Origin of the sequence: Rhodococcus gordoniae, assembly GCF_001646655.1 — a bacterium.
Lineage (GTDB): Bacteria > Actinomycetota > Actinomycetes > Mycobacteriales > Mycobacteriaceae > Rhodococcus > Rhodococcus gordoniae.
Genome location: NZ_LPZN01000041.1, coordinates 1 through 25,569, shown reverse-complemented (window position 1 = coordinate 25,569; position 25,569 = coordinate 1). Strand labels below are relative to the sequence as shown.

26 protein-coding genes are annotated in these 25,569 nt (G+C 68.2%); 12 read left to right on the top strand and 14 right to left on the bottom strand.

From position 1 onward, the window contains the following. Window positions 1-22: 22 nt before the first annotated feature. From A8G18_RS15410 to ygfZ, 4 genes are all read right to left on the bottom strand, one after another. A complete protein-coding gene (locus A8G18_RS15410) occupies window positions 23-214 on the bottom strand; it encodes a DUF3073 domain-containing protein (protein WP_006551813.1) in 192 nt (63 codons plus the stop codon). A 194-nt stretch (window positions 215-408) separates the two neighbouring features. After that, window positions 409-1,389: an asparaginase gene (locus tag A8G18_RS15405; protein WP_064064555.1), complete on the bottom strand. Its 981-nt coding sequence runs from the start codon at window positions 1,387-1,389 to the stop codon at window positions 409-411. Beyond that, window positions 1,386-2,078, bottom strand: coding sequence for an MOSC domain-containing protein (locus tag A8G18_RS15400; protein WP_064064576.1), 693 nt, complete (start codon window positions 2,076-2,078; stop codon window positions 1,386-1,388). Before A8G18_RS15400 ends, A8G18_RS15405 begins: the two co-directional genes overlap by 4 nt. 17 nt (window positions 2,079-2,095) lie before the next feature. Beyond that, entirely contained in the window at window positions 2,096-3,226 is a 1,131-nt protein-coding gene (gene ygfZ, locus A8G18_RS15395; RefSeq protein ID WP_064064554.1) for a CAF17-like 4Fe-4S cluster assembly/insertion protein YgfZ, read from the bottom strand. A gap of 56 nt (window positions 3,227-3,282) precedes the next feature. Here ygfZ and A8G18_RS15390 point away from each other — a divergent pair, with 56 nt between their 5' ends. The 5 genes from A8G18_RS15390 to cydC all read left to right on the top strand — a co-directional run bounded on the left by A8G18_RS15390 (window position 3,283) and on the right by cydC (window position 10,346). Next, window positions 3,283-4,137: an aminodeoxychorismate lyase gene (locus A8G18_RS15390; RefSeq protein ID WP_016932856.1), complete on the top strand. Its 855-nt coding sequence runs from the start codon at window positions 3,283-3,285 to the stop codon at window positions 4,135-4,137. Between the two features lie 242 nt (window positions 4,138-4,379). Next, window positions 4,380-5,879, top strand: coding sequence for a cytochrome ubiquinol oxidase subunit I (locus tag A8G18_RS15385; RefSeq protein ID WP_064064553.1), 1,500 nt, complete (start codon window positions 4,380-4,382; stop codon window positions 5,877-5,879). A 12-nt stretch (window positions 5,880-5,891) separates the two neighbouring features. Beyond that, a complete protein-coding gene (gene cydB / locus A8G18_RS15380; RefSeq protein ID WP_064064552.1) occupies window positions 5,892-6,929 on the top strand; it encodes a cytochrome d ubiquinol oxidase subunit II in 1,038 nt (345 codons plus the stop codon). Next, complete coding sequence (cydD, locus tag A8G18_RS15375) at window positions 6,926-8,647, top strand: thiol reductant ABC exporter subunit CydD (RefSeq protein WP_064064551.1); 1,722 nt, start codon at window positions 6,926-6,928, stop codon at window positions 8,645-8,647. Before cydB ends, cydD begins: the two co-directional genes overlap by 4 nt. Before the next feature lie 19 nt (window positions 8,648-8,666). Next, complete coding sequence (gene cydC / locus A8G18_RS15370) at window positions 8,667-10,346, top strand: thiol reductant ABC exporter subunit CydC (RefSeq protein WP_064064550.1); 1,680 nt, start codon at window positions 8,667-8,669, stop codon at window positions 10,344-10,346. Between the two features lie 301 nt (window positions 10,347-10,647). On the opposite strand, the gene A8G18_RS23440 is transcribed toward cydC, so the two are convergent. Beyond that, window positions 10,648-10,785, bottom strand: coding sequence for a hypothetical protein (locus A8G18_RS23440; RefSeq protein WP_245207894.1), 138 nt, complete (start codon window positions 10,783-10,785; stop codon window positions 10,648-10,650). Between A8G18_RS23440 and A8G18_RS15365 the strand changes: the two genes are divergently transcribed. Then, on the top strand, window positions 10,724-12,415 hold the full coding sequence (locus tag A8G18_RS15365; protein WP_245207893.1) for a BCCT family transporter: 1,692 nt from the start codon (window positions 10,724-10,726) through the stop codon (window positions 12,413-12,415). The two genes, A8G18_RS23440 and A8G18_RS15365, sit on opposite strands and share 62 nt — an antisense overlap. 68 nt (window positions 12,416-12,483) lie before the next feature. On the opposite strand, the gene A8G18_RS15360 is transcribed toward A8G18_RS15365, so the two are convergent. From A8G18_RS15360 to A8G18_RS15335, 7 genes are all read right to left on the bottom strand, one after another. Further along, entirely contained in the window at window positions 12,484-13,146 is a 663-nt protein-coding gene (locus A8G18_RS15360; RefSeq protein WP_064064549.1) for a heme-binding beta-barrel domain-containing protein, read from the bottom strand. 182 nt (window positions 13,147-13,328) lie between these two features. Beyond that, window positions 13,329-13,634, bottom strand: coding sequence for a DUF1416 domain-containing protein (locus tag A8G18_RS15355; protein ID WP_006551801.1), 306 nt, complete (start codon window positions 13,632-13,634; stop codon window positions 13,329-13,331). Between the two features lie 2 nt (window positions 13,635-13,636). Continuing rightward, window positions 13,637-14,473 carry a sulfurtransferase gene (locus A8G18_RS15350; RefSeq protein ID WP_016932753.1) on the bottom strand — a complete coding sequence of 279 codons (837 nt, stop codon included), beginning with the start codon at window positions 14,471-14,473 and terminating at the stop codon, window positions 13,637-13,639. A 101-nt stretch (window positions 14,474-14,574) separates the two neighbouring features. Beyond that, a complete protein-coding gene (locus A8G18_RS15345; RefSeq protein WP_016932752.1) occupies window positions 14,575-15,039 on the bottom strand; it encodes a DUF4395 domain-containing protein in 465 nt (154 codons plus the stop codon). Window positions 15,040-15,153: 114 nt separating this feature from the next. Beyond that, the gene (locus A8G18_RS23680; RefSeq protein WP_363887211.1) at window positions 15,154-15,237 is read right to left on the bottom strand and encodes a putative leader peptide; all 84 of its coding nucleotides are present in this window, start codon (window positions 15,235-15,237) and stop codon (window positions 15,154-15,156) included. Window positions 15,238-15,283: 46 nt separating this feature from the next. Next, window positions 15,284-15,709, bottom strand: coding sequence for a thioredoxin family protein (locus tag A8G18_RS15340; RefSeq protein ID WP_064064548.1), 426 nt, complete (start codon window positions 15,707-15,709; stop codon window positions 15,284-15,286). Further along, on the bottom strand, window positions 15,706-16,488 hold the full coding sequence (locus tag A8G18_RS15335) for an LmeA family phospholipid-binding protein (protein ID WP_026002977.1): 783 nt from the start codon (window positions 16,486-16,488) through the stop codon (window positions 15,706-15,708). Before A8G18_RS15335 ends, A8G18_RS15340 begins: the two co-directional genes overlap by 4 nt. 165 nt (window positions 16,489-16,653) lie before the next feature. Between A8G18_RS15335 and A8G18_RS15330 the strand changes: the two genes are divergently transcribed. The 6 genes from A8G18_RS15330 (at window position 16,654) to pstB (ending at window position 22,636) form a co-directional block, all read left to right on the top strand. Beyond that, the gene (locus tag A8G18_RS15330) at window positions 16,654-17,463 is read left to right on the top strand and encodes a winged helix-turn-helix transcriptional regulator (RefSeq protein ID WP_064064547.1); all 810 of its coding nucleotides are present in this window, start codon (window positions 16,654-16,656) and stop codon (window positions 17,461-17,463) included. Next, window positions 17,460-18,371 carry a mycothiol synthase gene (gene mshD / locus A8G18_RS15325; RefSeq protein WP_064064546.1) on the top strand — a complete coding sequence of 304 codons (912 nt, stop codon included), beginning with the start codon at window positions 17,460-17,462 and terminating at the stop codon, window positions 18,369-18,371. The genes A8G18_RS15330 and mshD overlap by 4 nt, the downstream gene beginning before the upstream one ends. 264 nt (window positions 18,372-18,635) lie before the next feature. Further along, window positions 18,636-19,760 (top strand): phosphate ABC transporter substrate-binding protein PstS, encoded by a 1,125-nt coding sequence (gene pstS / locus A8G18_RS15320; RefSeq protein ID WP_064064545.1) that lies wholly within the window; start codon window positions 18,636-18,638, stop codon window positions 19,758-19,760. An 86-nt stretch (window positions 19,761-19,846) separates the two neighbouring features. Continuing rightward, on the top strand, window positions 19,847-20,902 hold the full coding sequence (gene pstC / locus A8G18_RS15315; protein ID WP_016932746.1) for a phosphate ABC transporter permease subunit PstC: 1,056 nt from the start codon (window positions 19,847-19,849) through the stop codon (window positions 20,900-20,902). A 3-nt stretch (window positions 20,903-20,905) separates the two neighbouring features. Next, window positions 20,906-21,814, top strand: a complete 909-nt coding sequence (pstA, locus tag A8G18_RS15310) for a phosphate ABC transporter permease PstA (RefSeq protein WP_064064544.1) — start codon at window positions 20,906-20,908, stop codon at window positions 21,812-21,814. A 45-nt stretch (window positions 21,815-21,859) separates the two neighbouring features. Next, entirely contained in the window at window positions 21,860-22,636 is a 777-nt protein-coding gene (gene pstB, locus A8G18_RS15305; protein ID WP_016932744.1) for a phosphate ABC transporter ATP-binding protein PstB, read from the top strand. Between the two features lie 79 nt (window positions 22,637-22,715). Here the strand turns inward: pstB and phoU are convergent, their stop codons facing one another. Together phoU and A8G18_RS15295 are read right to left on the bottom strand one after the other, a co-directional pair. Next, on the bottom strand, window positions 22,716-23,423 hold the full coding sequence (phoU, locus tag A8G18_RS15300; protein ID WP_016932743.1) for a phosphate signaling complex protein PhoU: 708 nt from the start codon (window positions 23,421-23,423) through the stop codon (window positions 22,716-22,718). A gap of 85 nt (window positions 23,424-23,508) precedes the next feature. Then, a complete protein-coding gene (locus A8G18_RS15295; protein WP_064064543.1) occupies window positions 23,509-25,311 on the bottom strand; it encodes an LCP family protein in 1,803 nt (600 codons plus the stop codon). Window positions 25,312-25,569 lie beyond the last annotated feature (258 nt).

Below are 25,569 nucleotides of genomic sequence, written 5' to 3'. Positions count from 1 at the left end.
CTCCGTCGGAGAGTGATTCAGGTCAGCGACGCCAGTCGTCGTCGTAGTCGTCGTCCCATCCGGAACGTTGCTCGGCGAAGACTTCGTCCCGCTGCGAGTTGGTTGCTCCGCCAGACAGCTCTCGCTGGAGGCTCTCGAAGTCGGTGGACGGCGAGCTGTACTTGAGTTGCCGTGCAACCTTGGTCTGCTTTGCCTTAGCCCGGCCGCGGCCCATGGCCAACCCCCTCGCGCTTTGACGGGGCGGCCTGGGGAAAAGTGGCGGCCCCGGTGTGTTGAGTATTTTCCTGACGCCCACTTTAGCGTGGAAAGTTCGGTTGCGCCTCCACACACCCGGCTGGGCCGGTGTCCGTTACGCCTCATAACGACCCGACCTGCATGAATGCTGGTGAAATGTGATAAAGATGCCCTTCAGAACACCCCCGGGACGGCCCGGACGGTGCCGACTCGCACGCCGCCGCCGAACACCGGCGCGGACGAGAGCATGGCCAGCCGTTCGGAGTCGAAGGTCGCGGAGCCCGCGGCGGTTCCCGAACCGAGGCGGTGGAGCAGGGCCGCGGTGAGCGGGAGGCGTGCCCGCTCGTGCCCGTCGTCGATCTTGAAAGCGAAGGATGTGCCGTCCGGCAGTGCACCGGCGTGGATTCCGTCGGCGCCCGCCTTGCACAGCAGGCCGCGCACCGCACGCATGAGCTTCAGGTCGTCCTTACCGGTGCCGGAGATGAGGAACGGATGCTCGCGCACCGCGTCGGCCACGGCGCGTTCGGGTGTGCCGGCCTCCGCCGTCGCCAGCCGCGAGTAGGCGCGGGCCAGATTGAACAGCGGGACGGGCACGATCGGCAGTCCGCAGCCGTCGATCCCGAGGTCGGTGTCCTCGATGTCGCCGGTCAGCTCGAGGATCGTCTCGGTCACCCACTGCTGCAGCGGGTGACCGCTGTCGGTGTAGCCGTCGGTGTCCCAGCCGTTCGCCGTGCACGCCGCGAGCATGGCCGCGTGCTTGCCCGAGCAGTTCATGTAGATCGACCGCGGTGTGCCTCCGGCGGCGAGCACCTCGGCGCGGGCGAGTTCGTTGCCGGGCAGGTCCGTCGGGCAGCGGAGATCGTTCTCGGTGAAACCCGCGCCGGTCAGGAGCCGGTCGACGGCCTCCACGTGGTCGGCCTCACCTTCGTGCGAGGCCGTGGCGATCGCGAGTTCCGCCGAGTCGCGGGGAACGAAGCCGGCGCGCAGCAGCGCGACCGCCTGCAGGGGTTTGTTCGACGACCGCGGATAGATCGGCGTGTGTACCTCGCCCACCGAGACGAGCACTTCGCCGTCCGGGTCCAGGACGATCAGCGACCCGCGGTGGACGCATTCCCGGAAACCCGAACGCACCACCTCGACCAGTTCGACGCTCAACGGGCCTCTCCCTTCCGTGACCGACCCACGGAACCCTTCTGTGGTCGTCCCGCGAGGCGCCGGGCCTTGGCGACGACGCTCGGAGCGAGACCGGACTGCTGCTCGAGCATCGCGGCGACCCGCTCGTGGCCCCGCCCGGTGAACAGATCGCGCACCGTCGCTCCGTGGGAGGGGACGTGCTCGACGACGATCCGATCGCCCGCACCCACCGGTCCCTCGACGATCACCTTCAGGTACGCGCCGCAGTCGCCCCGGGCGGTGAACCGCGTGGCCCAGTCGCCCTCGTGCGAACGGATCGCGAAGGTGCGGCAGGGCGTGCGCGGCCCGGTCACCTCGAGGAGCAGACCGCCCCCACCGACACGCCACCGCTCACCGATGACGGCGTCGGTGGGGGAGAACCCGGCGACGTGCAGATTCTCGCCGAACCAGCCGATGGGCAGTTCGCGGTCGAGTTCGGTGCCCCAGCGCCGCGACTCGGCCTGCGAGAAGGCGTAGACGGCTTTGAAACGACCGCCGTGGTTGGCGGTGTCGCACTGGCGGTCGCCGGCCAGTCCGAGTTCGCCGACGTGCACCGGACCGTCCACGGGACGCTTGTCGATCGCGGTGACGGGATTGCGTCGCAGTCCGGTCTCGTGCAGCGTGTGCACGATGCAGGCCGCTGCGACGGTCCCCGAGGTGGCCGGCCGCATGCCGGCTGTATCGGCGGTCACCGGCCGCGCAATCGCTCGACCGCCGCCCTTCCTGCCTGGATGCCGTCGTCGGGCGGGATGGAGTCGGGGTCGATGGATGCCGCGCACGGCCCCGCGACGAGCGCCGTGTCGGGCGTGATGGTGCGCTTGACGAGCGCGAGCGCGATCGGCCCGAGTTCGTGGTGGTCGACGATCGTGCCGATCCGCCCGACCGTGCGGCCTCCCGCCGTGATGTCGTCGCCCGTCTCCGGTCGTCCGTCGGCCGAGCCGTCGAGATGGATCAGGACGAGGTGTCGCGGGGGCTTACCGAGATTGTGGACGCGCGCGACGGTCTCCTGGCCGCGGTAGCACCCCTTGTCGAGGTGGACGGCGCCGTACTGGTCGGGGCCACCGATCCAGCGGGCCTCGTGCGGGATGGTGCGTTCGTCGGTGTCGACACCGATGCGGGGACGGACCGCTTCGACGCGCAGAGCGTCGAAGGCCCAGCTGCCGGCGGGGCGTGCGCCTGCGTCTCGCAGCGCGGTGAAGGTCGCGGTGAGCGACTCACGCGGCACCAGAAGGTCGAAGGAGTGCTCGGTGGGCCACGGCATCCGGCGCACGAACCCGCCGGAGGGCAGAGCGACGGCCGCGTAGGGCTCGGTCGGCAACGAGTCGATGCCCAGCGCGGACAGCACGGCCGGGCTTCCGGACTCCGGCCCGAGCAGGCTCAGCATCGCGAGTTCGTTGCCGTCGCGGGGTTCGGCCTTCGCCCAGAACACCATCTTCTTCAGGAAGGCGAGCAGATCGGGTCCGCGATCGGCTTCGGTGTCGATCCACGTCACGCCGTCGAGGTCGGTCTGCACGAAATGGTGTTCGACGCGGCCGTTCGCATCGAGGCTGAGGTTCTCGGCGGAGGAACCCGCGGGGAGCGAGGCGATGTGCTGGCTGGTGATGGTGTGCAGCCAGCTCAGGCGTTCATCGCCGGGGACGGCGATGACGAAGCGGGTGGAACGATCGACCACCGCGGCTGCAGTGGACGCGGCACGCTGTTCGCCGAGCGGGTCGCCGTAATGCCAGGGAAGTCCGGCATCGGGCCCACCGGAGGGCGAGGCGACTGCGCCGGGAAGTGCGAGAAGGGCGCTTTCGGACACGATCGGAGACTCGGTCACGACACCAGTCTATGGGGAACCGGCCGGCAGGTCTGCCAGTGGCTAGGCTGAGCCCCATGGCTGAGCGGGTGCTGGTGACGCTGGACGGCGAGGTGAGGGATGCGGACGCACCCCTTCTGCACGCCGACGATTTCGGTGTTCTTCGTGGCGACGGGGTGTTCGAGACGTTGCTCGTGCGAGGCGGTCGGGCGTGTGCGCTCGAACTGCACCTTGCCCGCCTCGTGGCGTCCGCGGCCTCCGTGCAGCTGCCCGAGCCCGATCGCGACGACTGGCGGCTGGCCGTCGATGTGGCCCTCGAACAGTGGGGCGCGGAGCGGGAGGGTGTCCTGCGGCTGGTCTACACGCGTGGTCGCGAGGGCGGCGACACCCCGACGGCCTTCCTGCTCGTGACGCCGGTGGCCGAACGTGTCGCCACGGTCCGGCGCGACGGTGTGTCGGTGGTGACCCTGGAGCGGGGTTACTCGACAGACCTCGCGCAGAAGGCGCCGTGGCAACTTCTCGGCGCCAAGACGTTGTCGTACGCGACGAACATGGCGGCGCTGCGCCACGCCGAGGCGGTCGGGGCGGACGACGTGATCTTCGTCAGCGCCGAGGGTTCTGTGCTCGAAGGTCCGCGTTCGACCGTGCTCGTCGCGCGCGGACGGACGCTGGTCACACCGCCGCCGGAGCAGGGGATCCTCCCCGGTACCACGCAGCAGGCGCTGTTCGATCTGGCCGGTGAACAGGATTTCGCGGTCCGGTACGAGCCGTTGCGCCCGGCGGATCTCGTCGTCGCCGACGGGGTCTGGCTGATCTCGAGCGTGGCTCTCGCGGTGCGTGTGCACACTCTCAACGGGCACGCGCTGGTGTCACGTGTGCAGGAGGGCGAGATCGAGGGTCTCGTGAGCAAGGCGGTCGACGCCGCCAAGTGAACGAGGCGGTCGACGCCGCCGGGTGAGTGGCGGCGGGTGTCCGCTGCGCTGTTCCACCTCCGATGTGACGTGTGTCCGATGTGTCGGGTGACACGAACGTGTTCCACTGTCCGCAATCGCTACTACATTCGGTAGTAACAAGGCCGGGAGAAGTGCTACCGGCATGATTGTGCGAACGAGAACCGCAGCGTCGGCCCACGCTCGGATTCCCGTACCGACCCGGGCCTCACCTCGGAGTGGCAATGGACGTCTTGGATCTGTCCCGGTGGCAGTTCGGGATCACGACGGTGTATCACTTCATCCTCGTGCCGTTGACGATCGGCCTCGCGCCGCTCGTCGCGATCATGCAGACGATGTGGGTGGTCACCGGCAAGGACCACTGGTACCGCCTCACGAAGTTCTTCGGGAAGATGTTCCTGATCAACTTCGCGCTCGGTGTCGCGACCGGCATCGTGCAGGAATTCCAGTTCGGCATGAACTGGAGCGAGTACTCCCGCTTCGTCGGCGACGTCTTCGGCGCACCCCTCGCCCTCGAAGGCCTCGTCGCCTTCTTCATGGAGTCGACCTTCCTCGGCCTGTGGATCTTCGGCTGGACACGGCTGCCGAAACTCGTACACCTCGCGACCATCTGGCTCGTCGCGATCGGCGTGAACGCCTCCGCCTACTTCATCATCGCGGCGAACTCGTTCATGCAGCACCCGGTCGGGGCGGTCTACAACCCCGAGACCGGACGCGCCGAGCTGACGAGCATCTGGGAACTGCTCACCAACAACACCGCGCTCGCGGCCTTCCCCCACGCGGTCGCCGGCGGATTCCTCACCGCCGCAACCTTCGTCGCAGGCATCGGCGGCTGGTGGATGGTCCGCAACATGCGACGCGCCGCCGCGATCCGCGCCTCGGAACCCGAAGAGGCACAGAAGCTCGAGGACGACGCCCGCGGACTGTTCCGCCCCGCGACCCGCCTCGGGCTGATGGTGATGATCATCTCCGGCATCGGGCTGTTCGTCACCGGCGACGTCCAGGCCAAGCTCATGTTCGAGCAGCAGCCGATGAAGATGGCCTCGGCCGAATCGCTGTGCCATACCGAGACCGACCCCAATTTCTCGATCCTCACCGTCGGCACGCACAACGACTGCGACGGCGTCGTCCACGTCCTCGACGTGCCGATCGTCCTCTCCTACCTCGCCCAGGGTGAATTCTCGGGCGTGACGCTGCAGGGCGTCGAGGATCTGCAGGCGCAGTACGAGGAGCAGTTCGGCCCCGGTAACTACAAGCCCAACCTGTTCGTCACCTACTGGTCGTTCCGCGCGATGATCGGCCTGGCCGCCGGTTCCGCGGCCCTGGCCCTGGCCGGGCTGTGGGTCACCCGCCGAGGCCGGGTACCCGATCAGAAATGGTTCTCGTGGCTGTCGCTGATCGCGATCCCCACCCCCTTCCTGGCGAACAGCGCGGGCTGGATCTTCACCGAGATGGGCCGGCAGCCCTGGGTGGTGCACCCCAACCCGACAGGCGTGGACATGATCCGGCTCACCGTCGACCAGGGCGTCTCCGATCACGCCGCCGGCACGGTGCTCACCTCGCTGATCGCCTTCACCCTCGTCTACGCGGCACTCGGAGTCGTATGGTTCTGGCTCATCCGCAAGTACGCGATGGAGGGTCCGCAGGAACACGACGCCCAGCCGCCGGGTTCCGGCGACGACACAGACGACACGCAGCCGACACAGCTGTCCTTCGCGTACTAGGAGTGGGCGGACATGGGACTTCAAGAAATCTGGTTCATCCTCATCGCAGTGCTGTTCACCGGCTACTTCGTCCTCGAGGGGTTCGACTTCGGTGTCGGCATGCACTTCCCGGTGCTCGGGCGCGGCAGGACCGCCGAGGCCGACACCAGGCGCCGGGTGCTGCTCAACACGATCGGTCCGGTCTGGGACGGCAACGAGGTCTGGCTCATCACCGCGGGCGGTGCGCTGTTCGCGGCGTTCCCGGAGTGGTACGCGACCCTCTTCTCCGGTTTCTATCTCCCGCTGCTGCTGATCCTGCTCGCCCTGATCGTGCGGGTATGCGCCATCGAATGGCGCGGCAAGATCGACGACCCGGCCTGGCGTCGCCGCTGCGACTGGGGGATCATCTTCGGCTCGTGGGTCCCCGCAGTGCTGTGGGGCGTGGCGTTCGCGAACATCGTGCGCGGCGTGGCGATCGACGCCGACAAGCAGTACATCGGCGGCTTCTTCGACCTGCTGAATCCGTACGCCCTGCTCGGCGGGGCGACGACGGCGCTCGTCTTCGCCCTGCACGGTGCGGTCTTCATCGCGCTCAAGACCGAAGGCGAGGTCCGGACCGACGCCGTGGCGCTGTCGCGGAAGCTGGCCGTGCCCGCGGTCCTCGTGGCCGGCACGTTCGTGGTGTGGACACAGCTCGCCTACGGCAAGGGCTGGACGATCGCCCTCGTCGCCGTCGCGGCGGTCTCCCTGCTCGCGGTGGTCGCGCTGACCGTCGCCGAGCGTGAGGGCTGGGCGTTCGTGTTCACCACCGTGGCGATCGCCGCGACCGTGGTCCTGCTGTTCGCGTCGCTGTTCCCGAACGTGATGCCCTCGACGCTCGACCCGGCGTGGTCGCTCACGATCGAGAACGCTTCGTCGAGCCCGTACACACTGAAGGTCATGACGTGGGCCGCAGCGTTCATGACTCCGGTCGTCCTGGCCTACCAGGGCTGGACGTACTGGGTGTTCCGCCGGCGTCTGTCCACCGACCACATCCCGCACTCGATCGGATTGAAGATCGGCTCGAAGTGACGACGACGCACTCCTCCGTCCCTGCCGACGCCTCCGCGCGCCGGCGGGGACCGGTGGACCCGCGGTTGTGGCGCTACTCGGCCGCGGCTCGCGGATATCTCGTCCTGACGGTGGCCACCTCGGTGGTCGATGTCGTGATGGTCGTCGTCACCGCGCTCATGATCGGCCGGGTGCTCGCAGGTGTCATCACCACCGACGCCCGGTCGATCGCCGACTGGACGACCGAACTGGTGATCCTCTCCGCGGCGATCGTCGTGCGGGTCGCGGTGACGTGGTTGCAGTCGCGGTACGCGCACCGTTCCGCGACCCGCGTGGTCGCCGGACTCGAGCACGACGTCCTCGATGCCGCAGCGAATCTGCCTCCGCGAGCACTCGATCCGCGACGCGACGAGATCGCGGTGGTCCTCACCCGCGGGCTCGACGGACTGAAGGACTATCTCACCGGCTACCTGCCGGCCCTGGTGCTGGCGGTGATCCTCACGCCGGTGACGATCGTCGTGATCGCCGTGCACGACCTCACCTCGGCGATCATCGTCGTGGTCACTCTCCCGCTGATCCCGATCTTCATGATCCTCATCGGCCTGCTCACCAAGGGCAAGGCCGACCGCACCCTGCGCGCGATGACCACCCTCTCGTCGCAACTGCTCGACCTGCTCGCGGGACTCCCGACACTGCGCGCACTCGGGCGCGAGAAGGGGCCCGCCGATCGCGTGCGCGAACTCGGCGACGAGCACCGCGCGACCACGATGTCGGCTCTGCGCGTGGCTTTCCTGTCCGGAACGGTGCTGGAATTCCTTGCCACGCTGTCGGTCGCGCTGGTCGCCGTGAGTATCGGTATGCGGTTGGTCTACGGATCGATGCCCCTCGAAGCCGGCATCATCGCGTTGATCCTCGCGCCAGAGGCCTACCTCCCACTGCGGACCGTCGGCAACAAGTTCCACGCCGCCGAGGACGGGATGGCCGCGGCCGACAAGGCGTTCGCCGTGCTCGACTCGGCTCCGGGCGAGGTGCACCCGCGAGGCGAGTCCGCGAGAACGATCGGCACCGGCCGAGCGGAGATGTGCGAGATCGTCTTCGACGGCATGAGCGTCCCCGGACGCGGCGGGAACGCCCCGCACCGACTCGACGCGGTCTGCCGTCCCGGGAAGATCACCGCGCTCACCGGTGCCAACGGGGCGGGCAAGTCCACGGCTCTGCTGGCGCTGCTCGGTCTCGCCCAGCCGAGCGAAGGGGCCGTGACCGTCGACGGCCGGCCCGTCGTGGGCGACGAGGGCTGGTGGTCGCAGGTGGCGTGGCTCCCGCAACGACCGGTGCTGCTGCCGGGCACCCTCGCCGGCAATCTTCGGCTCACCGGTGTCGACCCGGACACCACCGACCTCGACGACGTCTGTGCGGCCACCGGTTTCGACAGCGTGCTCGCCGAACTCCCGGACGGCTGGGAGACCGTCGTCGGGGCGGGCGGCACAGGTCTGTCGCTCGGCCAACGGCAGCGGCTGGCGCTCACCCGCACCCTCGCCTCCTCGCGTCCGGTGCTGCTGCTCGACGAACCGACCGCCCACCTCGACGAAGACACCGAGGCCACCGTGCTCCACACACTGCGCGGTCTCGCCGCGGCCGGGCGGACGGTGGTGGTGGTCGCGCACCGCCCCACCCTGCTCGCCATCGCGGACGAGGTCGTCACCGTCCACGCGGCACCGATCACGGAGGTGACCCGATGAGGGCCGCGGAGGAATCCCGATGAAGGACCTGCGCCGCGCGATGGCCCTGCTCGAACTCGAACCGCGCCGGGTGCTGCTCGCCGTCCTCGCCGGTGTCGCGACCCTCGGCAGCGCGCTGCTGCTCGCCGGCCTGTCGGCGTGGCTGATCGTGCGCGCGTGGGAGATGCCCCCCGTCCTCGACCTGACCGTCGCGGTCGTCGCGGTACGGGCACTGGGCATCTCCCGCGGGTTGTTCCGCTACTTCGAACGTCTGGCGACGCACGAGACCGCTCTGCGCGGCACGACGTCGGCCCGGGCGAATCTCTATCGGCGACTCGCGGACGGCGATCCGGCCGCTGCCCTGGGCCTCGGTCGCGGCGATCTGCTCGCTCGCACCGGCGCCGACGTCGACGCCCTCGGTGACGTCGTGGTGCGCGCACTCGTGCCCATCGCCGTCGCGTCCGTGCTCTCCCTCGCGGCGGTCGCGACCGTCGCCGTCATCGCGCCCGCCGCCGGTGCGGTGCTCGCGGTGGCTCTGCTCGTCGCCGGGCTGCTCGCGCCGTGGCTGTCGGCACGCGCGGCCGCACGCGCGGACGCCGATGCGAACGCGGCCCGCACCCGGTTCACCGAGGACGCGGTCACGGTGCTGGACCACGCGGCGGAACTGCGGGTCGCGGGACGGCTGGATCCGCTCACCCGGCGGGCCCGCGCCGCGAACGTCGCCTCCGTCCGCGCCACCGACCGGTCGGCGGTCCCCGCCGCGTTCGCCGACGCCGCCGCACCCCTCGCCGTGGGGGCGAGCGTGCTCGGTGCCCTTCTCGTCGGCATCACGGTCTTCGGTTCCGGACCCGCGGCCATGAGCCCGACGACACTCGGCGTCCTCGTCCTGCTGCCCCTGTCGGCGTTCGAGGCCACCGCCGCACTGCCGGCCGCCGCGCAGACCCTCAACCGAGCACGCCTGGCAGCCCGTCGTATCACTGATCTGCTCGACCGCGCCGATCGGACGGTCCCGCACGGCACCGCACCGGCCCACGGCCCCGGCCGGCTGCGTGCGGAGGGGCTACGAGGTGGATGGCCCGGCGGACCGGCCACCGAACCGGTCGACCTCGACGTGCGGCCGGGTTGTCGCGTCGCGATCGTGGGCGGCAGCGGCAGCGGCAAGACCACCGTGCTCATGACACTCGCGGGGTTGCTCGACCCACGCCAGGGCACGGTGACCCTCGACGGTGTCGACCTCGCGGACATCGATCCCGGTGCGGTGCGCCGGCAGATCGGGTTCTTCGCGGAGGACGCCCACCTGTTCGACACGTCGATCCTCGAGAACCTGCGCGTGGCGCGGGGTGACGTGGACGAGACCGAGGCGTCGGCCGCCCTCGGGGCGGTGGGGCTGGGGGAGTGGGTGGACGGACTCCCGCAGGGCGTCCACACCGTTCTCGGAGCCGGGGCCCGCACGGTCTCCGGTGGACAACGCCGTCGTATCCTGCTGGCCCGGGCCCTGCTGTCGCCCACGCGGATCCTGTTGCTCGACGAACCCACGGAGCATCTCGACGACGAGAGCGCGGAGCGGCTGCAGCGGCTCCTCCTGGACCGGGATGCGTGTCTGGTCGGCCCCGAACGCAGCGTCGTGGTGGTCACCCACCGCCTACCCGCGGACACGGCCGCCGACCTGGTCGTTCGCGTCGAGAAAAATCCGTTGCACAGCTCCCCGGGCGAGGCGTAATTTCGCAGGTACACGAGGAAGGAGGTGGTCTGGAAGTGAATGATATTCGGACGCGTGAGGTGGCTACCCGCTAGCTGCTTGCCGACGACGGAATTCACCGACCGCGTGCGGCTGGCGAATCCCAGGTAGTCACCCGGCCCCCGAGTTCCCGGTCCGTCCGATCGGGACCGCCGAGATGCGAAAGAGATCCGTCCGGCGGTGCGGCTCGGGGGCTGTCCGCGTCTCGGGCGAGGTCGGCATTCCGGGTGTGCAAGATCATCCGTTGTGGGTACCCCGAGGGGGTGCCGGTACTTCAAAAAGCTCACGATTCGTTGAAATTACGCACGTCACCGGGGATTTTCTTCTCGTCCGCGATCATCGCGCTGCTCTTCGTCGTAGTGACGATCGCCTTCACCGACAGCGTCGACTCGATCTTCAGTACTGCGTCCAGCTGGATCATGACGAATCTCGGATGGTTCTACATCCTGGGCGTCACGACCTTCCTGCTGTTCCTCGTCGGAATCGCCTTCACTCACTACGGCCGGGTCCGGCTCGGCGGTGACGACGAACGGCCGGAGCACTCGACCCTGGCGTGGTTCGCCATGTTGTTCGCAGCCGGTATCGGCACCATTCTCATGTTCTGGGGCGTGGCAGAACCGATCTCGCACTTCGCGAACCCACCCATGCAGGACGTCGAGCCGCAGTCGGTGGAAGCTGCGGAAGAGGCCATGGGCTTCGCGCTCTACCATTTCGGGCTGCACACCTGGACCATCTTCGCGTTGCCCGGCCTGGGCTTCGGCTACTTCATCTACAAACGGCACCTGCCGCCGCGCGTCAGCTCGATCTTCGCGCCCCTGCTCGGGGGCCGTATCTACGGTCCCATCGGCAAGACCATCGACGTCGTGGCGATCATCGGTACGATCTTCGGGGTCGCGACCTCGGTCGGCCTGGGCACCCTGCAGATCAACGCCGGTCTCGCGCAGCTGTTCGACATTCAGGAATCCGGGATCATCCAGATCGCGCTCATCGCGGTCGTGACGGTGATGGCCGGTATCTCGGTGGCTCTCGGTCTCGACAAGGGCATCAAACGTCTGTCCAACATCAACATCGGCATGGCCGTGATGCTGCTGGTCTTCGTGCTCGTCACCGGTCCGAGCCTGTTCCTGCTCGAAGGCATGATCGAATCGGCCGGCATCTACGCCGAGGCCCTGCCGCGACTGGCGTTCTGGACCGACACCTTCGCCGACTCCGGCTGGCAGAACACCTGGACGGTCTTCTACTGGGCGTGGACCATCACGTGGTCGCCTTTCGTCGGTATCTTCATCGCCCGCATCTCCCGAGGCCGGACCATCCGCGAGTTCGTCGGCGGTGTCCTCGGTCTGCCCGTGCTGTTCTCGGTGATCTGGTTCAGCATCTTCGGGATGGGCTCGTTCCACATCGAACTCGAGGGCAACGGCGGTCTCGTCGAACGGGTCGTGGACGACGGCGACATCCCGGGTGCGCTGTTCGAGTTCCTCGGAAACTTCCCGCTCACCGGACTGGTCTCGGGGATCGCGATCATCCTGGTGGTGATCTTCTTCGTGACCTCGGTGGACTCGACCGCCATGGTGCTCGACATGATGGCCTCCGGCCACGAGGAGAAGGCGCCCATCCACCAGCGTCTGTTCTGGGCGGTGCTCATGGGCCTGGTCGCCGCGACCATGCTCGTCGCGACCGGCAAGGACGGCCTGGACGCACTTCAGCAGGTCATCACCGTGGTGGGTCTGCCGTTCTTCGTGATGGGCTTCGTCATGATGTACAGCCTCGTGCGCGGTATCCGTGAGGACCTCGGCGAACGGCCGGAACCGGTCACCCGGCAGTGGCCGGAGGTGCGGTCCGCCGAAGACCTCGAGGCGGCCGAGGAACTACCGGCCCCCGAGGTCGTCGTCCGGACGCGGGCCATCCCCGACGAGAGCGGGGACGACGGAACCGATGCCGAGGATGCCGGCATCGCGAAGGTACACGCGGACGAACTCGAGGCGCTCGGAGCGCGGGGGAGCGGCGCGCATGCACGGGAAAACCAGGGCACGACGGCCCTGAAGGACGACTGACAGGAGCGGGCCGGGCCGCCCCGTCGGGGATCAGGCCCGGTCGGCCCGGTCGGAGGGAAGAGGCTCGATCAGCCGATATGGCGTGACAAGCGGGCGGACATCCGGGGCTTCAGCTCGCCGTCGGCGGTGACGCGCTCCTCGACGTAGGCGAGATCGCCACCCTCGACGATGCCGTAGAGGCGCTTCGCTCCGCCGACGACCTCACCGGACTTGGTGCGGATCACCACGTCGGTCGCCAGCTCCCACGAGGACTGCGTGAGGGCGGTGCCGTAGAACAGCTCGACGACGCCGGAGCTGTGCGTCAGCAGCAGTTCGAGCGTCTCGGGATCGTCGCTGTCGGGTGCGCCCGTTCCGGACACACGCCAGAAGCCGCTCTCGCGCCGATCCTCGCCCGCGTAGGCACCCGATTCGTCGAGACGCCACGAACGCGCCTCCCACACGAGATACGGGCCGCCGTTGTGCGCGACGGTGATCTGCTGACCGAACGGGTAGTCGCCGGTCTCGGGATCGTTGGCTTCGCCCTCGCCGCGCCACACCCCGACCAGCGGCAGGACGGCGAGGAGGGCGGGGTTCAGGTCGGGGCCGAGCCGCAGGTTCGCGGTGTCCTCGGCGCCCGGGAGCCCGGACAGGACGGGGATGTTCAGCTCGGCGGTGACGCGAGCGCGTTCGGCGGCGCGGGCGATCGCCTCGTCGCCGCTACGCCGCGTACCGTCCGATCCGCCGTTCGTCACGATCCGTCGGAGACGACACGGTAGATGGTGTAGAGCGCAAACCAGGTGATGAGCAGCGCTGCGGCGACCAGCAGGATTTCGAAGAAGATGACCACGCGGTCATTCTAGACGGCGGCTCTTCCGGTACGACGAAGGGCTCCGCTCCTGATGGAGCAGAGCCCTTCGTGAGTGTTCCGGTCGTGCTACTTCGCGACCGTCACATCGACGTTGTGCACGCCGGGAGCGGTGGGGCTCACGGTGGAGGTGCCGTTGCCGGAGCTCGACAGAGCGCGGATCTTCCAGTCGCCGGGAGCGGCGAAGAAACGGAAGTCGCCGGTCGCCGAAGCGACGACCTCGGCCGTGAACTCGTCGGTGCCGTCGAGCAGGCGCACGAACGCGCCGCCCACGGGCTCACCGTCGGCGTTCAGGACGCGGCCGGTGATGACCGTCTCCTTCTCGGTGTCCACGCCGGCGGGCAGGGTCTGGGTCTGGACGGGTGCTCCACACATGTTCAGTTGACCTCCAGTTCGATCGGGGCGCCGACGAGCGAGCCGTACTCGACCCAGCTGCCGTCGTAGTTCTTCACATTCTGCTTGCCGAGGATCTCCTGCAGCACGAACCAGGTGTGGCTCGAGCGCTCACCGATACGGCAGTAGGCGATGGTCTCCTTGCTGTCGTCGAAGCCCTTCTCGGCGTACAGCTTCTCGAGTTCCTCGTCGGACTTGAAGGTGCCGTCCTCGTTGGCGGTGGTGCTCCACGGGATGTTGATGGCACCGGGGACGTGGCCGCGCTGCTGCGCCTGCTCCTGCGGCAGGTGGGCCGGAGCGAGGATCTTGCCGGAGAACTCGTCGGGCGAACGCACGTCGACGATGTTCTTGGTGCCGATCGAATCGATGACCTCGTCGCGGAAGGCGCGGATGGAGTAGTCGGGCTCGGCGGCCTTGTATTCGGTGGCCGGACGGGTGACCTCGTCCTTCGACAGCGGACGGCCGTCGAGCTCCCACTTCTTGCGGCCGCCGTCGACGAGCTTGACGTCCTGGTGGCCGTACAGCGTGAAGTACCAGTAGGCGTACGCCGCGAACCAGTTGTTGTTTCCGCCGTACAGCACGACCGTGTCGTCGTTCGCGATGCCCTTGCGCGAGAGGAGCTCGGAGAACTGCTCGCGGTTCAGGAAGTCGCGGCGGACGCCGTCCTGCAGGTCCTTGCGCCAGTCGAGCTTGACGGCACCTTCGATGTGGCCACCGTCGTAGGCGCTGGTGTCCTCGTCGACCTCGACGAAAACGGTCTTCGGCGCGTGGAGGTTCTGCTCTGCCCAGTCGGCGGAGACCAGGACATCGGAGCGAGCCATGGGTGTTCCTTTCGGTGAGGGAATCGGGAGGTTTGCGGGACCGGAACCCGGGCGGGCTCCGTGCCGGTGGAGGTGAGGGTGTCGAGTCCGGTGACCGCCGGTCAGGCGGGCACGCGACGCATCCGAGCGACCAGCGGGTGGATCCGGCAGCCGAGACACACGCCGAAGGCGGCGTTGAGCAGTGCCGCGAACAGCGCGAAGCCGGCCGCCACCGAGCCCACGACGGTCGCGCCGGCGAAGAACGCGACGGTTCCGACGAGGGCGAAGACGAATCCGACGAGCTGCGCGAACCGCAGCGGCTCCACCGGCTCGGTCTCGATCGGAGCACCGAGGCGGGGAGCGACGAGCCGCGCGAACAGTGCACCGTACGGGCTGCGTCGCGGGCCGAGTGCCGCTCCGAGAGCGAACACGATCGTCTGCAGGGCCAGGAGTACGGATGCAGCGACGGGAGAGAAGGCGGCGACGATCAGGACGACGACGAGGACGCCGGTCGTGATCCACGCCGCGAATCGGGGGCCGCGCACGTCGACCTGCCGTCCGGGCGTGCCGGAAGTGGATACGGACATGGAGAAGCTCCTGCTGGATTCTGATTCGCTGGGCGGAGGCGACGTACTACCGCGGGGCGACGTATCGGTGGAAGCGGCGTCAGCCGCAGCGTCGGGACGAACCCGCCGACACGTTCAGCAGGGACAACAACAGCCACCGAGGCGGCACAGATCGACTGCGCGGCGTCGGGTGAGCATCAGCTCGTGGCGGTTCTGCACGCGAGGGAGTTTAACCCACGTCACCGTGGTTGGGGGACCCCCGGGATCACAACGACGCGAGTGCTGTGCGCAGGTCGTCGGCCGTCGGAACGCCGGACGCGCGGAACCGCTCGCGCCCGTCGCCGTCGAAGACGAACGTGGTGGGCAGCGAGAGGACTCCGAGTTTCCGTGCCAGGGCGGGATTTTCGTCGAAATCGAGCTCGACCTCGCGGGCCGGGCCGCCGGCGCGGTCCAGAACCTGCACGACGACACGCCGCACCGCCGCACACGGTCCGCACCAGGGTGCGGAGAAGTGCAGGACCACCGGAACACCGTCCCCGATTCCTGCCGTGGCGAGCGCGGGATCGAGTTCGTGGGTCCCGGCCGGTGCGGCGACGCCGATGGCGCGGAGTCTGCCGGAACGGGTGCGCAGGGCCGTGCCCACCACCAGTGTGGCGACTGTCACGACCATGAGGACGATCACTGCGATCATGCCGGGCTCTGCACCTCCTGCAGATCGATGACGGCGTCGCGGGCCTCACCTTCGATGACGATCCGGGAGCCGCGCGCCTCGACGAAGGTGGGCCGGACTCCGAACGGCAGATTCTGCGGTTCGATCGTCGTCGTGAACAGTCCCAGCACCGCCGGCTTCAGGATGTCGGGCACCGAGAAATCGGCGCGTCCCTCGGGGCCGAAGTAGAGATCCGACGCGACGATGTGGACGCGGTCGCCGTCGAGCACCAGATCGGCCTGGACGCTGACCGTGGCCTCCACCGGTCCGACGGGCACCGTTCCGGTGAGGACGACCCCGCCGGCCGTCGTCGGCCCGGAGCCACCGGATCCGCCCGTGCCGTCGGACTTGTTCGCCGGCGGAGCGGAAACCTGCAGGTCGGGGATGCCGTAGAGCTGTCCTAGTTCGGTGGCGTCGAGCATGACCCGGCCGTACAGCAGGTCGACGGGCACGGTCCGGATCGACCCGTCGAGCAGTTCGCCGGCCTCGGCGTGCGCACCGATCAGATTGGCCTCGACGGTGATGTCCCCGAGCAGATCGGTGTGGACGTTGTCGGCCACGATCTCGACGTTCTCGTAGTGACCGTTGCGGGCCTGGAGGAGGAAGGGGAACCCGTGGATGGTCACCGCCGGATCGGATTCGAGAACGCCACCCTCCCGCAGCGCACGCGAGACGCGGTATTCCGACCACGCCGCCGCGCCGAAATCGGCGAGGACCGCGAGTCCGAGCAGGACTACGAGACCGAAGATCAGTTTGCGCACGCCCACCATTGTGTCGGATGCGCCGGAGGCCGGACCGGGCCCGTCCGCTCGGAGGCCGTTCACGGAATTGTCGTGCTTACATAGCGGTAACAATCGGGGCGTTACCCTGTTGCACGACGTTGACGACCCCTATCCGCGCTGGTCGCGCGAAGAACTGGAGGCCCGGTGGAGCTGCTCCTTCTGACCTCCGACCCGAATCCGGATGCGGTCCTGCCGTCCCTCACGCTGCTCCCGCATTCGGTCAGGCCGGCTCCCACAGAAGTATCGTCGCTGCTCGAAGCAGGTTCCGCGGACATCGCGATCGTCGATGCCCGCACCGATCTCGCGGCAGCGCGAGGGCTGTGCCGGTTGCTGGGCAGTACCGGCTCGGCCGTGCCGGTCGTCGCTGTGCTCACCGAGGGCGGACTCGTGGCCGTCAACCCCGAATGGGGACTCGACGACATCCTGCTGTCCACCACGGGACCGGCCGAGCTCGATGCACGCCTGCGGCTGCTGATCGGCCGCTCGGGAGTCGCGGTGGGGCCGGAGAACACGGGCAAGATCACCCTCGGCGAACTCACCATCGACGAGGGCACCTACACCGCCCGCCTGCGCGGACGTCCGCTCGACCTCACGTACAAGGAGTTCGAGCTCCTCAAGTACCTCGCCCAGCACGCGGGCCGGGTGTTCACCCGCGCCCAGCTGCTGCAGGAGGTCTGGGGGTACGACTTCTTCGGTGGCACCCGCACCGTCGACGTCCACGTCCGGCGCCTGCGCGCGAAGCTCGGCCCCGAGCACGAAGCGCTGATCGGAACCGTCCGCAACGTCGGCTACAAGGCGGTGCGTCCGTCCACCAGGGCCGGCAAGGGCGGCACTGTCACTCCCGACGTCGACGACGACGATGTGGACGGCACGCTTCTCGACGACCCGCGGATCCCGCCTTCCGGCGCGGGGGACACCGGCGCAGGGGACTCCGGGGCACAATTCGTTCCGTGAGCACCGATACGGAATTCGTCGACCTCCCGTCCGCCGAGCAGGCCGAAGCCGTGCGCGCCGTGTTGTCCCGGGCAACACAGGCCGACGGCACCGCGCCGATCTCCGAACAGGCGGTACATTCCCTCGGCCGGGAAGGCTCGGCCCGGCATCTCGTCGCGCTCGCGGGCGACGGTGCCGTGACCGGCTACGCGAACGTCGTGCCTGCCCAGGACGGCCATCCCGCGATGGCGGAGATCGTCGTCGACCCGTCGCGGCGCGGCCGTGGACTGGGCCGCGAACTCGTCGGACGTGCACTCGCCGAAGGTGGCGACGGCACCCGTGTCTGGGCGCACGGCGATCTGCCTGCCGCGCAGGCGGTGGCGCGACATCTCGGTCTGACGGGAGTGCGCGAACTCCTCCAGTTGCGTCGCCCCCTCACCGAGGACGACCTTCCCGCCCTCGAGGTCCCCGAGTCGGTGCAGTTGCGCACCTACGGCGGCCCGGAAGACGACGCCGAACTGCTCCGTGTCAATGCCGCGGCGTTCGAATGGCATCCCGAACAGGGCCGCTGGACGGCCGCCGACGTGGAGGAACGCCGACGCGAGTCGTGGTTCGATCCCGAAGGTCTGTTCCTCGCGTTCGACCCCGCCGAGCACGATCGACTGCTCGGCTTCCACTGGACCAAGGTGCACCCGGCCACCGCATCCGACCCGGAGCTCGGCGAGGTCTACGTGGTGGGCATCGACCCGTCCGCCCAGGGCCGTGGGCTCGGTCGCCTGCTCACCCTCGCGGGTCTGCACTACCTCCGCGATCGCGGTCTGCCCGGAGTCCTGCTCTACGTCGAAGGCGACAACACCGCAGCGCTGAACACCTACGGCAAGCTCGGCTTCGAGCGGTTCCACGTGGATGTCGCCTACGCCCGGAAGTGAACACCTCCGTTCCCCACGAAGGTGAACACCGCCCACCCGACACACCGGATCCGGGTGAAGTTCGAGTGATGGTCGCAACACCATCGCCAGGTGTATCCGGCGTGTTCATCCCGCGTTAACCTACGGTCGTCCGAGTGTCCACCGATTCCTCCTACCTTCTCTAACGGGTCGAGTACTGCCGACCCGGCGCCGGCACGGCCCGCGCCACGATGCCGCCGCCGTTCGGCGCCGCGGTCGTGTGAAGTTACTTCCGGAGGAGAACAGGTGAACCTCAAGCGCAATGGCGCCCTGCTCGGTGTTGTGGCCGCGGGAGCCCTCACGCTCGCTGCGTGCGGTAGCGACAACAACGCCGGATCGGTAGACGTCGACGCGTCCGCGTCCGCCGCGGCCTGCGACGGCAAGTCCAACCTCTCGGGTGCGGGCTCGTCGGCGCAGAAGAACGCGATGGACCAGTTCGTCTCCACCTACATCGCCGTGTGCTCCGAGAAGGACGCGACCGTCAACATCGCGTACAACCCCACCGGTTCGGGTGACGGCCGCACGCAGTTCATCGCGAACCAGATCGACTTCGCCGGTTCGGACTCGGCCATCAAGGACGAGCAGGCAGCGCAGGCCGCCGAGCGTTGCGCCGGAAACCCGGCATGGAACCTGCCCCTGGTCTTCGGCCCGGTCGCGCTGGCCTACAACGTCGAGGGTGTCGACGATCTCGTGCTCGACGCCGAGACCGCCGCCAAGATCTTCAACGGCTCGATCACCAAGTGGAACGATCCGGCCATCGCTGCGCTCAACGAGGGTGCCGCGCTGCCGGACGCGAACATCACCCCGATCGTCCGCTCCGACTCGTCGGGCACGACGGACAACTTCCAGCAGTACCTGGAGACCGCCTCGAACGGTGCCTGGACCAGCGGGGCCGGTTCCGACTTCACCGGTGGTGTCGGTGAGGGCGCGAAGGGCTCGGCGGGTGTCGCGCAGGCCGTCTCCGGTTCGCCCAACTCGATCACCTACGTCGAGAAGTCCTTCGCGGACCAGAACAACCTGAGCATCGCGAAGATCGACAACGGCTCCGGCCCGGTCGACCTGAACGAGGAGACCGCCGGTAAGGCCATCGCGGGTGCCGAGTTCGTGCCGTCCTCCGAGGGCGACCTCACCCTCGACCTGTCGTCGATCTTCGGCAGCACCGAGGAAGGTGCGTACCCGCTCGTGCTGGCCACCTACGAGATCGTGTGCTCCGGCGGCTACGATGCCGACACCGCGGCCGCCGTCAAGTCGTTCCTGATCTCCGCTGCCAACGAGGGCCAGGAAGGTCTGTCCGAGCAGGGCTACGTCCCGCTGCCCGACGCCTTCAAGAGCCGCCTCACCGAGTCGATCGACGCCATCGCCGCCGGATGACCGCGAGATCGCCCGGTCCCGAGTGACCGAGCGATCATCGACCCGCCCGTTCCTGACGAATACGCTGAGAAGGATTGCGAGCGCACATGAGTGACGCGCACAACACGTCGGTTCCCATCGCGGCCGACGAACCGACCCGCTCAGGAACGGGCGGTGTCACCGGCATCACGGAGGACACGATCAGCACCCCATCCCCATCCCCGGACCAGGCACGCAAGACCGTCGTGCGGCCGGGAGACCGAATCTTCAGCTCACTGGCATCGGGCTCCGCCGTCCTGATCTCGGTGATCATCGGCGCGATCGCGGTCTTCCTGGTCTGGCGCGCCGTCCCGGCCCTGCAGCGCAACCAGGTCAACTTCCTCACCAGCCGCGAGTGGATCACGCAGGACATCGCCGACATGGCGTTCGGTGTCCTCGATCTGTTCCAGGTGACGGTGCTCGTCTCGTTCTTCGCGCTGTTCCTCGCCATGCCCGTCGCTCTGGGCATCGCGATCTTCCTCACCTCCTACTGCCCCGATCGGCTCCGGAAACCGCTGGCGTACGTCATCGATCTGCTCGCCGCGGTCCCCTCGATCGTCTACGGCCTGTGGGGGATGCTCGTCCTCGCCCCGTTCCTGCGCCCCGTGGCGGAATGGCTCAACACCGATCTCGGCTGGTTCCCGCTGTTCGCCACAGGCAGCGGCTCCATCGTGGGCGGCGGAACGATCTTCACCGCCGGCATCGTCCTCGCCGTGATGATCCTGCCGACGATCGCCGCGGTCAGCCGCGAGGTGTTCGTCCAGACCCCGGTGGCCCACATCGAAGGCGCTCTCGCGCTCGGAGCGACCCGCTGGGAGGTCGTGCGGACGACCGTCATCCCGTTCGGCAAGTCCGGCTACATCAGCGGATCGATGCTCGGCCTCGGCCGCGCGCTCGGCGAGACGATGGCGCTGTACCTCATCCTGCGCACCACCTCGCAGGCGTTCTCCTGGTCGCTGTTCGACGGCGGCGCGACGATCGCATCCAAGATCGCGCTCGGCTACGCCGAATTCAACAACGACATCCAGGCGGGTGCGTACATCGCCGCCGGCCTCGTGCTCTTCGTGCTCACCTTCGTGGTCAACGCCGCCGCGCGCATGATCGTCGCAGGAAAGAAGGACTGATCCATGTCGACCACCACGCTCACCTCTCCGGTCAAGACCCCGGCCTTCCAGCGTGTCAGCGGACGTCGCCGCGCGAAGGACACCGCAGCCACGGTGCTCGTCACCCTCTCGGTCGTCGTCGCGCTGATCCCGCTCGCCTGGGTGCTGATCACGGTCGTCGCCAAGGGTCTTCCCGCGCTCGTGTCGCCGACCTGGTTCACGCACTCGCTGAGCGGACTGACGTCCTCGTCGATGGGCGGCGGCGTCTACCACGCTCTGGTCGGCACCCTCCTGCAGGGACTCGTGTGTGCGATCATCTCGATCCCACTCGGCGTCTTCGTGGCGATCTACCTCGTCGAGTACGCCGGCAAGTCCCGGCTCGGCCGGATCACGACGTTCATGGTCGACATCCTCAGCGGTGTCCCCTCGATCGTCGCGGCGCTGTTCATCTACGCCCTGTGGGTGTCGACCTTCGGCATGCCGAAGTCGGGTTTCGCGGTCTCGCTCTCGCTCGTGCTGCTCATGGTTCCGGTGGTCGTGCGCAGCACGGAGGAGATGCTCCGCATCGTCCCGCAGGATCTGCGCGAGGCGTCCTACGCCCTCGGTGTGCCCAAATGGAAGACCATCGCGCGCATCGTGCTCCCCACCTCGCTCGCCGGCATCATCACCGGCATCATGCTCGCCCTCGCCCGCGTCATGGGTGAGACGGCGCCGCTGCTGATCCTCGTCGGCTACGCGCCCTTCATCAACTTCGGACTGTTCGGCGGCGAGCAGGGCACCCTCCCGGGCGTCATGGTCGCCGAGATGAACAACCCCACCGCCGCCGGTTCGCAGCGCATCTGGGGTGCCGCACTCACCCTGATCCTGGTCATCGCGATCCTCAACATCGCCGCCAAGTTGATCAGCCGGTACTCGCAGGTCGGCAAGAAGTAGTCCGCAGACTTTTTCTCACATCGATACACCAGTAGGGAGCCGGTAATGGCCAAACGTCTGGACCTCAAGGACGTCAACATCTACTACGGCAAGTTCCACGCCGTGGCCGACGTGACCCTGTCCGTGCCGCCGCGGAGCGTGACCGCCTTCATCGGCCCGTCCGGTTGCGGCAAGTCCACCGTGCTGCGGTCGCTCAACCGCATGCACGAGGTGACCCCCGGCGCCTATGTCGAGGGCTCGGTCCTCCTCGACGGTGAGGACATCTACGATCCGAACGTCGACCCGGTCGGCGTCCGCAAGACGATCGGCATGGTCTTCCAGCGGCCCAACCCGTTCCCCACGATGTCGATCCGCGACAATGTCGTGGCCGGCCTCAAGCTGCAGGGTGTGCGCGACAAGAAGACGCTCGACGAGATCGCCGAGAAGTCGCTGCGCGGCGCCAACCTGTGGAACGAGGTCAAGGACCGCCTCGACAAGCCGGGCGGCGGCCTGTCCGGCGGTCAGCAGCAGCGTCTGTGCATCGCCCGCGCGATCGCGGTGCAGCCCGACGTGCTGCTCATGGACGAACCGTGCTCGGCGCTCGACCCGATCTCGACGCTGGCCATCGAAGACCTGATCGGTGAGCTGAAGAAGGACTTCACCATCGTCATCGTCACGCACAACATGCAGCAGGCTGCGCGCGTGAGCGACCAGACGGCGTTCTTCAACCTCGAGGCGACGGGCCGCCCCGGCGGTCTGGTGGAGATCGACGACACCGAGAAGATCTTCTCCAATCCCAGCAAGAAGGCCACCGAGGACTACATCTCGGGCCGTTTCGGCTGAGCCTGCCCCGACGTGCGAGACCCCGACCGGATTCGTCCGGTCGGGGTCTCGTCGGTTCGGAAGGTCGGTGACTCGAAGGTCAGTGACTCTCGGGGTAGACGGTCAGGCTGTCGACCTTCTCGACGAGCTGACGGATCTCCTCCTCGGTGGGGAGCTTGCCGGTCACGAGGAAGATCACCCGGCGACCCACCTCGACGGCGTGATCGGCGAAGCGCTCGTAGTAGCGGCCGAGCAGGGTGACGTCGACGGCCGCGGCGACGCCGTGCTCCCATTCGCGGTCCATGAGAACGGTGAACAGGTGACGATGCAGGTCGTCCATCGCCTCGTCCTCGTGGTGGAGGCGGGCGGCACGGGCGGGATCGCGGGTCTCGAGGATCTCGCGGGTCGCGGCACCGAGAGCCACCGCGATCCGTCCCATCTCGGCGAAGTACCCCTTCACCTCGTCCGGAAGCACATGATTGGGGTGACGCCGGCGGGTCGCCTTCGCGATGTGCAGTGCGAGCGCACCCATGCGATCGATGTCGGCCACGATCTGGATCCCGCTGACCACGGCACGCAGGTCACCGGCGACCGGACCCTGCAGCGCGAGAAGCTGGAACGCCTTCTCCTCGCAGATCGCGCCGAGTTCGGTGATCTTCTCGTGCTCGTCGATCACCTGCTCGGCGAGAGCGAGATCGGCTTCGAGAAGAGCTCTGGTGGACCGCTCCATCGCGGTTCCGGCGAGTCCGGCCATCTCCCCGAGGAGATCGCCGAGCTCGCCCATCTGTTCGTTGTAGACGACGCGCATAATGGCACAGCCTACGACCTCGACCGGTCCGAACGGCGAGCATCGTATGAACCGCAGGTGAACGGCATCGGCCGAACAGTGGCCTCTACGTGCACAGATCGTCGGCGGCGTTGGTGATCGCGAGATCCGCGGGAAGCTCCACCGACGACTCCGACCGGGTCTGGATCTTCATCGGGGCGAGCGGTGTGCCTGCCGGGGTCGGAGCGACAACGGTGCCGTCGAAGCTGGTGCCCAGGACGATCTCCACGATGCTGCCGAGCTGGGCGGACGGGGGAGCTTCCTGTAGGACCGCCCCGGGGAAGGCCGAGGCGACGGTCGCGGCATCGGCTTCCTGCCCCGCACCGAAGCGGATCACGGTCTGGGTGCTCGTGCCCGAGGCGTAGTTGCCGATCGAGTACACGGGGAAACCGTAGGCGGCGACGGTTTCCGCGGTCCGGTTCGCCAGGCCGGAAACACCGGAGGCATTCGAGACCTGCACCGACACCGACGAGGGATCGACGGCGAGCTGTGCCGGCAGAGGTTCGGCGGGTGCGGGTGCGGTCTCCTCCGGCACGTCCTCGCGTTTCTCACCCGGCAGGGGCAGGTCGTCGATGATGGCGGTGAAGATCGCCTCGATGTCGTCCGTCCGGGGAATCTCGTTGCCCCAGTCGTTGGTGCCGGCGGTGGGGATGGTGAGGAAGGACACCGCGCCGGCCTCGACGTTCTGCATCGAACGCCCAAGTTTGACGAGCGACTCGGTGTTGACGTTCTCGACGAAGGTAGCGCGGGTGAAGGCGCCGATGAACCCGTTGAGCTTCCCGGGATCGAGCAACACCTTGTTCGACAATGTCGAACGCAGCAGCGACGACAGGAACTTCTGCTGTCGGCTGATCCGGCCGTAGTCGCTGTTGCCCTCCGAATCGATCTTGCGGGCGCGGACGTAGTCGAGTGCGCGTTTCCCGTCGAGCGTATGGGTGCCGGGTGTCTCGATGAGGGGACCGAGCTCGTTGTCGATCAACGGTATGGGGGTACACACCTCGACCCCACCGATCTCGTCGACCATGGATTCGAAGCCGGCGAAGTCGATGCCCACGAAATGACCGATCTTCAACCCGGAGATCTTCTGGATCACCTTGACCAGACACTTCGGCCCGCCGAGCGCGTACGTCGCGTTGAGCTTGTCGCCTTCGGCGGCCGGATACAGTTCGGAATCGTAGTCGCCGGTCGCGCTGTCCCATCCGCGGCATACCGGGCGTTCCACGTCCAGATCGCGGGGAAACGACACCGCGACCACGCGGCTGCGATCCGCGGGGATGTTGACGAGAATGACGGTGTCGGCACGAGCGCCCTCGGCGTCGTCGACGGTTCCGGCTCCGATCGCACCGCTGGCGCCGGCGCGGGTGTCGGTGCCCACGATCAGGTAGGTCTCGTCGCCCGTCTGGCCGATCGGGTCGACGATGTCGTCCGATTCGGTGTCCAGTGCGGCGATCTGGGAGAAGCCGGCCTCCGTGGAACGGACGTATCCCCACACCGCACCGTTGCCCAGCAGCGCCAGGACCGAGACGAAGGCCACTGCCGCTCGCACTGCGAACCGGAGGCGTTTCCGCTTGCGTTGCTTGCTCTGAGCGAGACGGCCGAGGGTGCCACTACCCACCGGTCGGGGCAGCGCGGGGTTGTGTGCCTTCGCGTCGTCCTCGATGGGCGGACGGTCGTCCCCGGAAGGAACCGCGTCGATCTTGACGGTCGGCTGTTCGTCCACGACCGGCGGTTTCTGTCGAGGAGGTGGTGACTGCGACGCGCCGACGGGAGGTGCCGGTCGCGACTCCGCCCGAGGCACTGCCCGCGACTCCGCCTGAGGCACCGCTCGCGGTGGTGGCGCCGGGGCCGCGTGGGACGGAGGGCCGGTCATACGATCCGGTGCCTGGGCGCGCGGCGGGACGGGATTCTCCGGTGGCCGGGGACGGGACGGTCCCGGTGGCACTCGGGGCGGTGCCGGCGGTGCACCCGCTGCCGGCGGTGCCGGCGGTGCACCCGCTGCCGGCGGTGCCGGCGGTGGGTCCGTTTTCAGCCCTTCCGCCGGCGCCGCCCTCCTCTTGTTGGTTGTGTCGGGGTGCAGGAGGGTTCGTCTGTGTCGAGCGGGTCTGTACGGTATCTCATCCGTTATCTA

Coding starts and splice junctions, on each gene's coding strand:
- A8G18_RS15390 (WP_016932856.1), top strand. CDS start 3,283: ATGGCTGAGCGGGTGCTGGTGACGCTGGACGGCGAGGTGAGGGATGCG.
- A8G18_RS15400 (WP_064064576.1), bottom strand. CDS start 2,078: ATGCGGCCGGCCACCTCGGGGACCGTCGCAGCGGCCTGCATCGTGCAC.
- A8G18_RS15410 (WP_006551813.1), bottom strand. CDS start 214: ATGGGCCGCGGCCGGGCTAAGGCAAAGCAGACCAAGGTTGCACGGCAA.
- cydB (WP_064064552.1), top strand. CDS start 5,892: ATGGGACTTCAAGAAATCTGGTTCATCCTCATCGCAGTGCTGTTCACC.
- cydC (WP_064064550.1), top strand. CDS start 8,667: ATGAAGGACCTGCGCCGCGCGATGGCCCTGCTCGAACTCGAACCGCGC.
- A8G18_RS15350 (WP_016932753.1), bottom strand. CDS start 14,473: ATGGCTCGCTCCGATGTCCTGGTCTCCGCCGACTGGGCAGAGCAGAAC.
- A8G18_RS15385 (WP_064064553.1), top strand. CDS start 4,380: ATGGACGTCTTGGATCTGTCCCGGTGGCAGTTCGGGATCACGACGGTG.
- pstA (WP_064064544.1), top strand. CDS start 20,906: ATGTCGACCACCACGCTCACCTCTCCGGTCAAGACCCCGGCCTTCCAG.
- A8G18_RS15295 (WP_064064543.1), bottom strand. CDS start 25,311: ATGACCGGCCCTCCGTCCCACGCGGCCCCGGCGCCACCACCGCGAGCG.
- pstC (WP_016932746.1), top strand. CDS start 19,847: ATGAGTGACGCGCACAACACGTCGGTTCCCATCGCGGCCGACGAACCG.
- A8G18_RS23440 (WP_245207894.1), bottom strand. CDS start 10,785: ATGATCCAGCTGGACGCAGTACTGAAGATCGAGTCGACGCTGTCGGTG.
- A8G18_RS15355 (WP_006551801.1), bottom strand. CDS start 13,634: ATGTGTGGAGCACCCGTCCAGACCCAGACCCTGCCCGCCGGCGTGGAC.
- pstB (WP_016932744.1), top strand. CDS start 21,860: ATGGCCAAACGTCTGGACCTCAAGGACGTCAACATCTACTACGGCAAG.
- phoU (WP_016932743.1), bottom strand. CDS start 23,423: ATGCGCGTCGTCTACAACGAACAGATGGGCGAGCTCGGCGATCTCCTC.
- A8G18_RS15345 (WP_016932752.1), bottom strand. CDS start 15,039: ATGTCCGTATCCACTTCCGGCACGCCCGGACGGCAGGTCGACGTGCGC.
- A8G18_RS15340 (WP_064064548.1), bottom strand. CDS start 15,709: ATGATCGCAGTGATCGTCCTCATGGTCGTGACAGTCGCCACACTGGTG.